The sequence below is a fragment of the Streptomyces sp. NPDC059142 genome (assembly GCF_042755665.1).
Classification (GTDB): Bacteria; Actinomycetota; Actinomycetes; order Streptomycetales; family Streptomycetaceae; genus Streptomyces.
In genome coordinates, this window is record NZ_JBHZDA010000038.1 from 1 (window position 1) to 12,935 (window position 12,935).

Below are 12,935 nucleotides of genomic sequence, written 5' to 3' on the forward strand. Positions count from 1 at the left end.
CCCGCCCGCGCGCGCGTGCGGGGCGGGCGCCGTCCCCCCCGGCGGGCGCGCGTGCGCGGGGTGCGGGGGGCGGTGGCCGGCCCCCCCGGGGGCGGGGTGGGGGTGCGGGGCGCCCCCCCCGCGGATCTTGACCCGGCCGAAGCCGGCCTCCGCGGCGGCGGTCGCCAGCGCGGCGGCCTCCTCCGGTGTGCCGAACCCGATCGGGGCATGGGTCGGCAGCGGCGGCCGGGCGGGGCGCCCGGGGGCGGGGGCCGTTTCCGTGACGACGGCCCCCTCCCCCGTTCCTTCCGGTCCGCCCGGGGGCGTCAGCGTCGCCCACAGGGGGAGGCCCCGGGAGCGGGCCGCCGCGTCGCGCCGGGCGATGTCCAGCAGCGCGGCGGCCGGCGGGCAGTGGGCGGCCAGGCCGGTGGCGAGCGCCCCGGGATCGGCCCACGCCGGGTCGCCGGCCGGGGGCAGCCCGGCCAGCGCGGCGGTGATGGAGGCGGCCGTGTGGTGGGTGGCGTACGCGCCGTTGCCCCGGGTCTCGGCCCAGCCGGTGGCACCGTCCGCGAGCCGTACGCGGAGGAAGACCTCCGTCAGCTCGGCGGTGTCGACGGAGTGGTGACGGAGCTTCAGCCGAAGGGGCAGCCCGACCACGCCGTACGCGGCGCCGGTCACCTCCGCGGGGGCGGTGGTCACGCGGGGTCCAGTGAGCCCACGACCTCGATGAGGCGGTCGAGCGCCGCGTCCCACACGGTCTCCTCCTGGGCGAAGCAGAGCCGCATCCGGCCGGTGCCCGCGAGACCGAACTGGTAGCCGGGGTTGACGACGATCCCCGCGTGCTCCTTCAGCGCGAGCGCCACGGCCTGGTCGCCCGCCCCGGTCAGGACCTCGGGGAAGAGGTACGCCGTGCCGTAGCTCGCGTTGACCCGCAGCACGGAGGAGGCGTTGATCTTCTTGACGGTGGTGTCGCGCAGCGCCTGGTACTCCACGAGCCGCCGGTCGAGGAAGTCGCCGTCCTCCGCTATCCAGCGCGCCAGCAGATGCTGTGCGTAGGCGGGGGCGCGCAGCGCGGTGCAGGACTGTACGTCCTCCATCGCGTCGACCAGCGCGGTGGGCGCGACCGCGACGCCGAGCCGGTAGCCGGAGAGGGATTCGGTCTTGGAGGGTCCGAGCAGGGTGACCGTGCGTTCGGCCATGCCGTCGAAGGCGGCGAGGTGGTGGAAGCGCTCGCCCTCGTAGACCAGCCGGCAGTACAGCTCGTCGGCGATGACGGTGAAGTCGTGGCGGCGGGCGGCGTCGGCGATCGCCTCGATCGTCTCCTCGCCGTAGATGGCGCCGGTCGGGTTGTTGGGGTGCGAGAAGACCATCAGGCGCGGTCCCTCGGCGGCGGCGTCCTCCAGCGCCTGGAGGTCCAGGGTGGGGCGGGTCCTTGCGCCGCCGGTGGACTCGTCCGGCCAGATCATCGGAATACGGCGGACGCGGGCGCCGAAGTAGCGCAGCATCCGTTCGGTGGAGAGGTAGTCGGGGTCGGGGAGGAGGACCAGGTCGCCGGGCGAGAGGATCGCGGCGAGCGCGGTGAACAGGGCGCCCTGGGTGCCGGGGGTGAGGATCACGTCGGCGGGTCCCGAGGCGGGGATGCCGAGTCCGGTGGAGACGTTGTGGGCGACGGCCTCGCGTACGGCGCGGTCGCCGCGGTAGGGGGTGTACGTCATGCCGTCGCCGCCCGCCGCCGCGGTGAAGGTGGGCAGCGCCCACTCGGGTGCGGGGAAGCGGTGGGTGTCGGCGTAGGTGGCGTCGAGGAGGACGTCCGGCCCCGGCGCGTCCTCCAGCTGGCGTTCGGCGTCGCGTACGGACATCCCGAGCCGTGCGGTGTGTTCGGGCAGGGAGAGCCGTGCGATGGCGTCGGGCAGGTGGTTCACGATCTGGTTCCTCACTGTCGGGCGGGGGTCGGGGCGGGGGTCGAGGGGGGAGCCGGTGCGGGCGGGGGCACGGGCCCGCTCCGGTCCGAGAGGGTGGCGGGCTGCTGGTCGATGGATCCGGTCAGGACGCCGAGCCCGCCCAGGACATGGGAGCGGGTGAGCGCGGCGGTCCGCTCGGCGTCGCCGGCGAGGAAGGCGTCGAGGATGGCGGTGTGTTCGTCCACGGAGGTCTGCGCGCGGTGGGCGTCCGCCAGGTAGAGCGCGACGTAGCGGTCGCTCTTCGCGCGGAGCTGGTCGAGCGCGGCCAGGGTGGCCGGCATGGCCGCCAGCGTGTAGAGGGCGTCGTGGAACTGCCGGTCGAGCAGGCGCACCTGCGCGGTGTCGCCGAGGGAGACGGCGATGCGCTGGCGCTCCAGGAGCAGGCCGAAGTCGGCGGCCAGGGCGGACCGGTCGGTCTGGGCGGCCGCCGCCGCGAGGACGCTCTCCAGCGCGGCGCGCCCGTTGTAGATGTCCCGGGCGTCCGCGACGGAGACCTCCGCGACGACGGACTTCTGGTGCGGGCGGTCCACCACCAGGTGTTCGGCGGCCAGTCGGGACAGCGCGTCGCGCAAGGGGCCGCGGCTGATGCCGAGTTCACCGGCGAGGGCTTCCTGGCTGAGCTGCTGGCCGGGGGCGAGGGCGCCGGTGAGGATGCGTTCGCGCAGTTGCTGGTAGGCCCAGTCCTGTTTGCGCAGGCTCCAGGGGGCGTTCGGGCGGGTGGAGTGGAGGCGTCCCGGAGGGGGTGGGGTGGTCATGGTCCTACTCTCCGGGGATCTGCTCGAAGAAGGCGCGGGTCCGTTCCTGCCGGGGCGTGTCGAAGACCGTCGCGGCGGGTCCGTCCTCGACGATGCGGCCGTCGGCCATGAAGACGACGCGGTCGGCGCTCTGCCGGGCGAAGCCCATCTCGTGGGTGACGACGACGATGGTCATGCCGCTGTCGGCCAGGTCCCGCATGACGGCGAGCACTTCACGGGTGAACTCGGGGTCGAGCGCCGAGGTCGGCTCGTCGAAGAGCATCAGCTCCGGGCTCATCGCCAGGGCGCGGGCGATGGCGACGCGCTGCTGCTGGCCGCCGGAGAGTTCGTACGGGTAGTGGTCGCGGCGCTCGGCGAGCCCGACCCGCTCCAGCAGGGTGTGGGCCTCCTCCCTGGCCCGCTGCCGGGGCACGCCCCGGACCCGGACGGGGGCGAGGGCGACGTTCTCGGTGGCGGTGAGATGGGGGAAGAGGTTGAACTGCTGGAAGACCATGCCGATCCGGCCGCCGACCGAGCGCGGTGCGGAGCCCGCCTTGGAGAGCAGTTCGCCCTGGAAGCCCACGCTGCCGGTCTCCAGGGGTTCGAGCCCGGCCAGACAGCGCAGCATGGTGGACTTGCCGGCCCCCGAGGGGCCGAGGACGGCGACGGTCTGGCCGGCCGGGATGGTCAGGTCCACCCCGCTGACCACGGCGTTGCCGTGGTAGCTGCGGCCCAGGTTCTCCGCCACGAGGACGGTCCGTCCCCTGGTCACGGCGGCGCCCGGTGCGGTGGTGCTCATGGCGGTGCCCTTTCCGGTGGGGGTTGCGGCGGTGGGGGTTGCGGCGGTGAGGCCGGTCGTGACGGCGGCGGTCGCCCGCCGCGGGGCGGTCATCGGGCCGCCGGGTCGAGGGCCGCCGCGGTATCGGCGACGGGGGTCCCGGCGCGGCGGGCCGAGGCGCGCCGGCCGATGTCGAGGCGCCGCTCCACCTGCCGCAGGGCGAGGGTGAGCACGGTTGTCAGGACGAGGTAGTGGACGGCGGCGGCGCCGAGGGAGCCGACGTAGTCGAAGTCGGCGGCGGCCTGCCGCTGGGCGGTGAGCATCAGGTCCTGGACGCTGACGACGGAGGCGAGCGCCGAGGTCTTGAGCATCCCGATGAACTGGTTGCCGGTGGGCGGCAGGATCAGCCGGGTCGCCTGCGGGAGGACCACCCAGCGCAGGATGCCCGTCTCGGAGAGCCCGAGCATGTGGGCGGCGGTGCGCTGGCCCTTGTCCACGCCGAGGAGTCCGCCTCGTACGATCTCCGCCATGTAGGCGACCTCGTTGAGGCTGAGCGCGATCACGGCGCAGGTGAACGGCGACAGGCTCAGCCCCCACAGCGGGAGCACGTTGAAGACGAAGATGAGCTGGAGCAGGACGGGTGTGCCGCGGAAGAACCAGATGTAGGCGTCCGCGAACCAGCGCAGCGGGGCGAACCCGGCCCCCTTGGCCAGGGCGAGCAGCACCCCTCCCGCGATGCCCAGCGCCATCGACAGGACGGTCAGGCCGAAGGTGAGCAGGGAGGCGGTGAGGAAGTCGGCGGAGAACGCCTTGTCCAGGAATCCCGTCACGATCCACCGGCCGGGGCCGAGGTGGCGGGGGACGCGGTGGCGGAGGCGGTGAGGTAGGCGGAGGACTCGGGCAGTTCGTACCGGGTCAGCAGGTCGGCGTAGCCACCGCTTCGGACGAAGCGGTCCAGTGCCTTGGTGACGGCGGTGGCGGTCGCGGTGTCCCCCTTGCGTACGGCTATGCCGATCCTGGTCTCGTTCTTGAAGGTCGCCGCGAGGGTGAAGGTGCCCTTGGTCTCGGCGAGGGCGGCGGCGGCGCCCGGGGTGGAGGTGTCGAAGGCGTCGGCCCGGCCGCTGCGCACGGCGAGCATCGCGTCCTGGTTGTTGGGCAGGGACATGATCTTCATCTGGGCGCGGCCCTGCTTCTTCAGCTCCTCGTTGAACTCGTTCATGTACGTCTCGCCGATCGCGCCCCGGGTGACGGCGACGGTCCGCCCCGACAGGTCCTCGGGCACCCGGGAGATCTTCTTCGGGTTGCCCGACGGGGTGAGCAGGGTCTCCCCGATGACCAGGTAGGGGACGAAGTCGACCTGCTTCTCCCGCTCGGGCGTGATGTACATGGCCGAGTTGATGATGTCGGTGCGCCGGCCGGCCAGCGCCGGGATGAGGCCGTCGAAGTCGATGTCCAGGGCCTTGGGCTTCAGACCCATGGACTTCGACAGGGCGGCGACCATGTCGATGTCGAAGCCCTGAAGGTCGCCGCCGGGCGCCTTGGACTCGAAGGGCGGGAAGGTGGCCGCCGTGCCGTAGGTGAGGGTGCCGGACGTGGCGAGGTTCTTCGGTGGTGCGACCTCGGCAGGTCCGGCGGGCGCCGCCGACCCCGATCCGCCACAGGCGGACAGGCCGGCCATCAGGACAACAGCCGCGCACACCGCGGTTGTTCGCGTGGTTCCAACTCTCACCGGACTGCTCCCTACTGGCGTTCTCCCTGTTCAGGAAGGTCTGTAAACAGTTGCCAGTCACTGTCGCGGCGCTCTGGTTCCGGGCGGTTGCGCTTCCGTTAAACCAAGGTTTCCGGTCACACCGCGCTCATCCGGTCACCCGGTGTGATCGGATCCGGTCGGTTCGGCCGTACGGGTTGTCGCCGTGCGGGCGTGTGTGTCGTGGGCGTCAGCCGGGGCGGTGGGCGCGGTCCTGCGAAGAGACTCGACGGCGTGACGGATACTCAAGCATCCCGGGGAGACGACGACACACTGCGCCTGATCGGGCAGGAGTGGGGGCGGGCGTCCGCCGCCCCGGCGGCCTGGCGGGGCGCGCTGCCCGTCGACCCGGACCTCGGCAGCTACCCCGAGCCCGAGCAGATCGTGCCGCCGCGCTTCGGCAGGTTCGTCCATGTCACCACGGTCGGCGGACCGCCGGGAGCGGCGGCGGGCGGGGAGCCCAAGGCCCCGGCCCCGGCCGGCGGTCCCGGGGCCCGGCTGCGCCGGGCGGTGCTGGGCGCGCCGCTGCGCTCGACGGCGATCGTGCGGGAGCGGATGCGCAAGGTGGTGGCGCTGCCGGTGCTCTCGGCGGACGCGCTGTCGTCGGTGGCGTACGGACCCGAGGCGCTGCTCGCGGTGCTGGTCCTGGGCGGTACGGCGGGGCTGGCCTACTCGGTGCCGGTGGCGCTGGCGATCGTCTTCCTGATGCTGGCCGTGGGGCTGTCGTACCGTCAGACCATCCGCGCGTATCCGCACGGCGGCGGCTCGTACATCGTCGCGACGGACAATCTGGGCCGGATCCCCGGGCTGGTGGCGGCGGCCGGGCTGATGACGGACTACATCCTCACCGTGGCGGTCTCGGTGTCGTCGGGGATGGCCGCGGTCACCTCGGCGATCCCCGGTCTCTCCGGGGACGTGGTGCCGATCGGGGTGCTGGTCATCGCCGTACTGCTGGCGGGGAACCTGCGGGGGGTGCGGCAGGCGGGCGCACTCTTCGCGGCGCCCACGTACGCCTTCATCGTCGCCATCTTCGCGCTGGTGGCGTTCGGTCTGTACGACGCGGCGGGGCGCGGTTTCGAGCCCGTCCCGCATCCGCCGCTGCACGCGGTGGAGGGGGTGGGGCTGCTGCTGGTGATGCGGGCGTTCGCGTCGGGGTCGACGGCGATGACCGGGATCGAGGCGATCTCCAACGCCGTCCCCGCGTTCAAGCCCGTGCCCTGGCGCAACGCGCGGACGACGCTGTCCTGGATGATCGGCCTGCTGATCGCGCTGTTCGCCGGCACGATCGCGATGACCCATCTGGAGGGGGTGGTCCCCCGTTCGAACGAGACGGTGCTCTCCCAGCTCGCCCACCACAGTTTCGGCTCCGGCGGGATGTACGTCTTCACCCAGGCGGCCACGGCGCTGGTGCTGCTGCTGGCGGCGAACACCGCGTACAACGACTTCCCCCGGGTGCTCTTCCTGCTGGCGCGGGACGGTCACGCGCCACGTATCTTCCTGCGGCTGGGCGACCGGCTGGCGTTCAGCAACGGCATCATCCTGCTCTCCGTGGCGGCGGCGCTCGTCTATGTGGCGTTCGACGGCGACACGGCGACGCTGATCCCGCTGTACGCGGTGGGGGTGTTCCTCGCGTTCACCCTGTCGCAGAGCGGCATGGTGGTGCACTGGTGGCGCGGACGGGAGCGGCACTGGCGCAAGAGCCTCGGCTTCAACGCCACCGGCGCGGTGCTGTCGGCGCTGGTCTTCATCACGGCGGGCATCACCAAGTTCACCGAGGGCGCGTGGCTCGCGATCCTCGCCGTCGGGCTGTTCCTGCTGGTGACGACGCGGATCCACCGCCACTACGCACGGGTGACCGAGGCGCTGCGGCTGCGGCCGCAGCGGATCGAGATCCCGAGCCGTACGATCGCGCCCCTGGCGGGCGGGGAGCCCCGGCCGGGCCGACGGGCGGGGACCGCGGGAGGCGCGGCGGCCGGGGGCGCCGGGGCCGGGGAGACGGAGAGCGCGGACGCGGAGCCGGAGGAGTCGCCCGAGGAGGTCCGTCATCTCTCCGTCGTGGCGCTGGACTCGCTGCACCGGGCGAGCATGCGCGCGCTCGCCTACGCCGCCTCGCTCCAGCAGCCCGTCCTCGCGCTGCACGTCAGTCCGAGCGACGAGGACGCCGAGCGGTTCCGCGCGGACTGGCTGCTGTGGGGCGACCATCTGCCGCTGCGGATCATCGTCTCCCCGTACCGAGCCATCGTCACCCCCCTGATCAGCTATGTGGAGTCGTTGCACCGTCAGCGGCCGGACCTGACCATCACCGTCATCATCCCGGAGATCGTCGTACGCCATTGGTGGCACCGGATCCTGCACAGCCGGCTGGCGGGGCGGCTGCGGCGCGCGCTCCGGCCGCTACCGAAAATCGTCGTGACCACGGTCCCCTTCCATGTCCCTGACGGTCGATCGACTTAGAACGGACATACGGAATGAAGTATCAAACTTTTGTCCCAACTGGTTGATTTGTCGATCTATGCCTAAAGTTGGCTTCGGCATAGCCCAGAAAGGGCGATGGCATCTACATGAGGAGCCCACCATGCTTTCTCAGACCATGAGGCCGACCGAAATCACTCTGGACACCGACGCGTTGGGTATGGCGATGGCCGAACCCGAGGCACCCTTCAGCGACGCCCCGGTGTACGCGCCGGAAGCGGGCGGCGTTCTGCTGCTGCTGGCCCTTCTGTCCCCGAAGGAGCCCAAGGAGCCGAAGGGCCGATGAGCCCCGACCGGTCGCAGACCTCCTATCAAGAATCGGCGGCCGGCCTGGCACGACGTGCCCTCGGTGCCCTTCGGGGCGCCGGGGGCACCGCCATGGTCGCCGAACACGTCGAGAGCGCACCGGATCCCGGCGCCGCGCTGGCCGCCGTCAGGATCCTCGGCGCGGACTCCCTCGCCCCCGCCCTGCTCGCCGGCGCCCCCGTGCACCCCCGGGACGTGGAGGCGGTCGCGCTGGCCTTCACCGCCCTGCCGCCCGCGCGGGACGTCACCCCGCCACCGCCCGCGGGACCCGCGAACCCCTGGCTGATGGCCTGGCGCGACTGGGGCACCGTCACCCTGCTGGCCGCGCTGTCCGGGGAGAGCGGCGGGAGCCGGAGCCGGGGAACCGACGGCCGGCCCGCCGCCGTTCGGCCCGCGCCTCCCCCGCCCACGGGACCGGCGGCGGCGGACGGCGACGGCTGGGCCGCCTGGTCCGTGACGATGGGACAGCTCTCCACCCTGGCCCTGCCAGGACTGGACGGCCCGGTGCACGACGCGGCCCGCAGCTCCCCGCTCGGACTGGCGCGCGGGGCGACCCGCGCCGTACTGCGCCGGGACTACCCGACCGCCGCGCGGATCGTGCGCTGGCTCGCCTGGCTGCACAGCGACGGGGTACGGACACCGCTCGACCCGGTGCCGCTCGTGGAGCACATCTCCCTGCTGGCGGGCGGCGACCGGCTCGCGCTGGACACCGCGATCGCCCGCAGGCTGCTCACCGTATGACCCCGGCGGCCCCGGCCGCCGCCCGCCCCCGCACCCCGCAGAACCGCCCCGATCGGACCGAGACCCGATGGCCATGTCCGTCACACAGACCGCCCACCACGTCAGCCTGCGGGCCCTGGGCTGGCTCCACACCCACCGCGAGCACGGCGCGCTCCCGCCCGACACCACCGCCGAACTCGCCGAACCGAACACCGTCTACAAGCCGCTGGGCGAGACCGCGCTCGCCGCCTCGCTCGTCCTGCGGGAGGCGGTGGCCGGCAGTACGGAGCTACGGCTCGCCCGCGAGCTGCTGGACTTCACCTGGAAGCAGCTCGGCGGCGGGGACATGCTCCACGAGCGGCTGCTGCGCTACCCGCTGATGAGCGATCCGCTGGAGACGTACGCGCACTTCGCGCGCAGCGGCTACCGCCACGAGGAGCTGGACCGGCTGCTCGGCCACACCACCTCGCTGCGCTCGGCGCGCGCCATGGAGATGGTGCCCAACCGGCGCCTGGCCGTCGCCAACGCGGCCCGTATCAGCGGCTTCGACGGGGGCGGGCGCGCCGCCGACTGGGCGCGGCTGACCCGGGAGACCTGGCTGGGCGCGCTCCCCGAGCCCTGGCTCATCGACTGGATGACCGCGTACAACATGACGCACACCGTCTTCCACATCACCGACTGGGGGCGTCTGCCCGGGGACCTCCCCGCCGATCTGGCGGGCTACCTCGGCCGCTGGCTGCCGGTCTGGATCGACATCTGGGCCGAGATCGGCGAATGGGACCTGGTGGCCGAGCTGATGATCGTGGGCAGTTGTCTGCCCGAGCCGCACATCGACCCGGCCGACTGGGCGCGGCTCGCCGCCGTCCAGCGGGAGGACGGACTGCTGCCCCGGGACGGCGCGCCCGTCGAGGGCGATGCGGCCGAACGGTTCGCCACCCACCACCACACCACCGTGGTGGCGGCCGTCGTCGGCACCCTCACGGTCGCGCGCGCCCTCGGCGGCGAGCGGTGAGCGCACCCGCGCCGGCCGTCCGGGCGGCGGACGGCGGGGGCGAGGGCGAACCGCCGGTGTGGGCGCGCGCCCCCGCCGACGCGCTGGCCTCGGCGGCCTCCGGCGCCTGCGCGGTGGTGGTCGCGCTGCGCCGGGGCGAGGAGCGGGCCGTCGTCCCGTACGGCACCACCGTGTCCGGCGGCGACGAACCGGTCACCGCGGACACCCGGTTCGAGATCGGGTCGCTCACCAAGTGCTTCACGGCGCTGCTCCTCGCCGAACAGGCCGCCAGGGGAGAGGTCGCGTACGGCGATCCGCTCACCCGTTTCCTGCCGCCCGGGGCGCTGCCCCGGCAGCGCGGCGGCCCCATCACCCTGCTCCATCTCGCCACGCACACCGCGGGGCTGCCCCGGCTGCCGCCCGGTCTGCTCGCCGGGGCGGCGCCGCGGTGGTTCTCCAACCCGTACGCCGCGTTCACCACCGACGACCTGCTGGACTCCCTCGCCCGGACCCGGCCGCACGCCCGCCCCGGCGAGCGGGTGCGGTACTCCAACTTCGGTGTGGGGCTGCTCGGCCATCTCCTCACCCGGGCGGCCCCGGGCGGCCCGGGGTACGGGGAGCTCCTCGCCGAGCGCGTCCTCGCCCCGCTCGGTCTGCGCCGCACCGGGTGCGATCCCGGTCTTCCGCAGGCCACCGGGTACTGGCACGGCAGGCCGCGCCCGTCCTGGCTGATCCCCGGACTGCCGGGCGCGGGCGCGCTGCGCTCCAGCGCGCCCGAACTGCTGGACCTCCTCGACGCCCTGGCGCGGGGTCCGGCGGGCGGCGCGGCGGACGGGCCGCTCGGCGCCGCGCTCGCGGAGGCGGTACGGCCCCGGCTCGCCCTGCGCGGCGGTACCCGCCGGCTCGGGCTCGTCTGGAACATCCGCGTCCGGCCGGACGGGGCGGCGTACCACCACTCCGGCGCCACCCGGGGCTTCACCGCCTTCGCGGGCTTCGTCCCGGAGCGCCGCACCGCCGTGGTCGCGCTGGCGAACTCCACCCCGGCGCTCGACCAGGCGTTCCTCCAGCGCGCGTACACCACCCTGGTCACCCTCCACCGGCAGGGCTGACCGGGGGCGTCGCGTTCAGCCGACGGGCTCGGGCAGGTCCGGGCCCACCGTGAGCGTCACCGTCCCCCGGTCCGCCCCGGCCGCCCCGGCGGGGACCGGTTCCATCCCGGGGAGCCGGTCGGCCAGGGTCCGCGCCTGCTCCGCGAGCCCTTCCGGGTAGGTGAGGGAGGAACGTCCCGCCGGAGCGGGCGCGTTGCCGGTGGCGGCGACAAGGAAGCCGAGCGCCCGCAGCCGCTCGGCGGTCGCGCGGGCCCTGCCGGGGACGCCGGTGCCGTTGAGGACGGTCACCGCCACGGTGCCCGCCGCCGGGGGCAGCGGGGGCGTCGCCGCCGCGAGCGTGGCGCGGGTCAGCTCCCGGTCCTGGGTGAGCGCCGTGAAGAGGGTACGGGCGGCGGCCGGGTGCCACAGGACATTGGCCGTGTCGCCCGGCACATCGCGCTGCCGGGGATAGTTGGGCACCGTCAGGAACGCGATCCGGTCGGTGGGCAGGCCCCGGAGACCGGAGGCCAGTGCCTGGAGCGGGGCGAGACCGGCCAGTTGGGGGTCGGTGGTGAGCGCCCCGGTGGCCGAGTCCAGGAACCGGTAGAGCGCCGCGGGGCGGTGCAGCGCGGCCTTCGCCTTGGTGACGAGCGCCCGCATGAACTCCTGCTGGCGGCCGATCCGGCCGAGGTCCGTACCGTCACCGAGGCTGTAGCGGGCCCGTACATAGCCGAGCGCCTGCTCGTTCCTGACCGTCTGGCAGCCCGCTTCGAGATCCAGTCCCGCCTTCGTGTCGTGGATCGGCTCCGCGGGGCAGACCTCGACGCCGCCGAGGGCGTCGACCATGCCGGTGAACCCCCGGAAGTCCACGATCATGAAGTGGTCGACCCGTACCCGGGTGTTCTGTTCGACCGTTCTGATGGTGCAGGCGGCGGCCCTGGCCGTGTCCCCGGCGGAGCCGCCGATCGCGAACGCCTCGTTGATCTTGAAGTGGTGGACGGCCGAGATGACGCCGTCGCCCCGGTCGCAGGCGGGGATCCGCACCCACGAGTCGCGGGGGAAGGAGACCACCGTGGCCCACCGGCCGCTGCCGCCGAGATGCAGCAGCATCAGCGTGTCGGACTGCATCGAGGTCAGTCCGCTGCCGTAGGCGTCACCGGAACCCGCCCGGCTGTCCGAGCCGATGACCAGGATGTTCTCACCGCCCTGGGCGGCGCGCGGCCGGTTGTCGCCGAGCGCCCCGGTCACCCCCGCGCCGTGGATGTTGCCGCTGAGCCGGGTGTAGATCCAGCCTCCGGTGGTGGCCGCGCCCAGTACGACGAGCGCCGCCGCCAGCGCGAACCAGCGGCCGATCCGGCGGCGTGGGCGCGGGGCCGGCAGGTTCCACAGGCTCGTGTCACTCGGATTCACTGCGTCAGACTCCTCACTGCTCCACCGCGGTGTCACCGCGCCGGCGCGTCACCACGCGGACCCGCCGTCAGGTCAACAGCGGAGCGGGCCCCCTGGGCACGGCCATCGCGTACGTACCTCGGCGGAGCGGGACGTACGGAGGCCGGTACGCCGGACGGCTCCGCCCCGGTGGCCCGGTGGTCCGGCGTGCCGTGTAGTGGGGGTGGTGCCGCCGAGCCCGGGAGGAACGATGTCCGCGAACCAGTTCACCGCGCCGCCGGGCCGCCGGAGGACCCTGGGGCCGCTGCGCACCGTCGCCAGAGTGCTGGCCGCGGCCGGTCTCGCGGTGGACGCGTATCTGCACGCGCATCTCGCCGACCGGTACGACGCCGTCTCCGCCGGGATCGGGCAGGGCGACCTGTTCCGTGCCGAGGCCGCTCTGGCGGCGCTCGCGGCGCTGCTGGTGCTGGTCTGGCGCCGCATCCCGGGCGACGCCTTCGCCTGGCTGGTCGCGGCGGGCGGCCTGGCGCTGCTGCTGGTCTACCGCTATGTCGACGTGGGGACGCTGGGTCCTGTCCCCAACATGTACGAGCCCGTCTGGTACGGGCAGAAACGGCTGACGGTCGTCGCGCAGGCCGTCGCCGTCCTCGCCACGATCTTTCTGCTGTGCACCTATCCGCGGGGCGGCGCCCACGCGCGGCGCGACCGCCTCGGCTGACGGACCGTACGGGGGTGAGGCCGGCCCTCCCGCGGCGGGAAGGGCCGGGCTC

At 73.8% G+C, this 12,935-nt stretch carries 12 protein-coding genes and 1 pseudogene; 6 read left to right on the top strand and 7 right to left on the bottom strand.

Annotated elements, in window-relative coordinates; all coding sequences use genetic code 11:
* The 6 genes and pseudogenes from ACFXPK_RS16270 to ACFXPK_RS16295 all read right to left on the bottom strand — a co-directional run.
* Window positions 1-678, bottom strand: a pseudogene (locus tag ACFXPK_RS16270) (hypothetical protein); the annotation flags it as partial.
* Entirely contained in the window at window positions 675-1,901 is a 1,227-nt protein-coding gene (locus ACFXPK_RS16275; RefSeq protein WP_385075787.1) for a pyridoxal phosphate-dependent aminotransferase, read from the bottom strand. The gene ACFXPK_RS16275 and the pseudogene ACFXPK_RS16270, both read right to left, overlap by 4 nt.
* Before the next feature lie 11 nt (window positions 1,902-1,912).
* Window positions 1,913-2,695 (bottom strand): GntR family transcriptional regulator, encoded by a 783-nt coding sequence (locus ACFXPK_RS16280; protein WP_385005537.1) that lies wholly within the window; start codon window positions 2,693-2,695, stop codon window positions 1,913-1,915.
* 4 nt (window positions 2,696-2,699) lie between these two features.
* Window positions 2,700-3,473, bottom strand: a complete 774-nt coding sequence (locus ACFXPK_RS16285; protein WP_385005539.1) for an amino acid ABC transporter ATP-binding protein — start codon at window positions 3,471-3,473, stop codon at window positions 2,700-2,702.
* A gap of 89 nt (window positions 3,474-3,562) precedes the next feature.
* Window positions 3,563-4,282, bottom strand: coding sequence for an amino acid ABC transporter permease (locus ACFXPK_RS16290; RefSeq protein WP_385005541.1), 720 nt, complete (start codon window positions 4,280-4,282; stop codon window positions 3,563-3,565).
* Window positions 4,279-5,130 carry an ABC transporter substrate-binding protein gene (locus ACFXPK_RS16295; protein WP_385005543.1) on the bottom strand — a complete coding sequence of 284 codons (852 nt, stop codon included), beginning with the start codon at window positions 5,128-5,130 and terminating at the stop codon, window positions 4,279-4,281. The genes ACFXPK_RS16290 and ACFXPK_RS16295 overlap by 4 nt, the downstream gene beginning before the upstream one ends.
* A gap of 624 nt (window positions 5,131-5,754) precedes the next feature.
* Here ACFXPK_RS16295 and ACFXPK_RS16300 point away from each other — a divergent pair.
* The 5 genes from ACFXPK_RS16300 (at window position 5,755) to ACFXPK_RS16320 (ending at window position 10,797) form a co-directional block, all read left to right on the top strand.
* Window positions 5,755-7,653 carry an APC family permease gene (locus ACFXPK_RS16300; protein ID WP_385075878.1) on the top strand — a complete coding sequence of 633 codons (1,899 nt, stop codon included), beginning with the start codon at window positions 5,755-5,757 and terminating at the stop codon, window positions 7,651-7,653.
* 121 nt (window positions 7,654-7,774) lie between these two features.
* Window positions 7,775-7,957 (top strand): hypothetical protein, encoded by a 183-nt coding sequence (locus tag ACFXPK_RS16305; protein ID WP_385075791.1) that lies wholly within the window; start codon window positions 7,775-7,777, stop codon window positions 7,955-7,957.
* A complete protein-coding gene (locus ACFXPK_RS16310) occupies window positions 7,954-8,718 on the top strand; it encodes a hypothetical protein (RefSeq protein ID WP_385075793.1) in 765 nt (254 codons plus the stop codon). The genes ACFXPK_RS16305 and ACFXPK_RS16310 overlap by 4 nt, the downstream gene beginning before the upstream one ends.
* A gap of 67 nt (window positions 8,719-8,785) precedes the next feature.
* A complete protein-coding gene (locus ACFXPK_RS16315; RefSeq protein ID WP_385075795.1) occupies window positions 8,786-9,709 on the top strand; it encodes a DUF6895 family protein in 924 nt (307 codons plus the stop codon).
* On the top strand, window positions 9,706-10,797 hold the full coding sequence (locus tag ACFXPK_RS16320; RefSeq protein WP_385075796.1) for a serine hydrolase domain-containing protein: 1,092 nt from the start codon (window positions 9,706-9,708) through the stop codon (window positions 10,795-10,797). The genes ACFXPK_RS16315 and ACFXPK_RS16320 overlap by 4 nt, the downstream gene beginning before the upstream one ends.
* Window positions 10,798-10,812: 15 nt before the next feature.
* On the opposite strand, the gene ACFXPK_RS16325 is transcribed toward ACFXPK_RS16320, so the two are convergent.
* Complete coding sequence (locus ACFXPK_RS16325) at window positions 10,813-12,186, bottom strand: LCP family protein (RefSeq protein ID WP_385075799.1); 1,374 nt, start codon at window positions 12,184-12,186, stop codon at window positions 10,813-10,815.
* A gap of 229 nt (window positions 12,187-12,415) precedes the next feature.
* Between ACFXPK_RS16325 and ACFXPK_RS16330 the strand changes: the two genes are divergently transcribed.
* On the top strand, window positions 12,416-12,883 hold the full coding sequence (locus ACFXPK_RS16330) for a hypothetical protein (protein ID WP_385000189.1): 468 nt from the start codon (window positions 12,416-12,418) through the stop codon (window positions 12,881-12,883).
* Window positions 12,884-12,935 lie beyond the last annotated feature (52 nt).

What these genes read in the sequence shown, in the direction of transcription:
- ACFXPK_RS16310 (WP_385075793.1), top strand. Translation starts at nt 7,954, where the DNA reads ATGAGCCCCGACCGGTCGCAGACCTCCTATCAAGAATCGGCGGCCGGC.
- ACFXPK_RS16305 (WP_385075791.1), top strand. Translation starts at nt 7,775, where the DNA reads ATGCTTTCTCAGACCATGAGGCCGACCGAAATCACTCTGGACACCGAC.
- ACFXPK_RS16285 (WP_385005539.1), bottom strand. Translation starts at nt 3,473, where the DNA reads ATGAGCACCACCGCACCGGGCGCCGCCGTGACCAGGGGACGGACCGTC.
- ACFXPK_RS16295 (WP_385005543.1), bottom strand. Translation starts at nt 5,130, where the DNA reads ATGGCCGGCCTGTCCGCCTGTGGCGGATCGGGGTCGGCGGCGCCCGCC.
- ACFXPK_RS16280 (WP_385005537.1), bottom strand. Translation starts at nt 2,695, where the DNA reads ATGACCACCCCACCCCCTCCGGGACGCCTCCACTCCACCCGCCCGAAC.
- ACFXPK_RS16300 (WP_385075878.1), top strand. Translation starts at nt 5,755, where the DNA reads ATGCGCAAGGTGGTGGCGCTGCCGGTGCTCTCGGCGGACGCGCTGTCG.
- ACFXPK_RS16330 (WP_385000189.1), top strand. Translation starts at nt 12,416, where the DNA reads ATGTCCGCGAACCAGTTCACCGCGCCGCCGGGCCGCCGGAGGACCCTG.
- ACFXPK_RS16315 (WP_385075795.1), top strand. Translation starts at nt 8,786, where the DNA reads ATGGCCATGTCCGTCACACAGACCGCCCACCACGTCAGCCTGCGGGCC.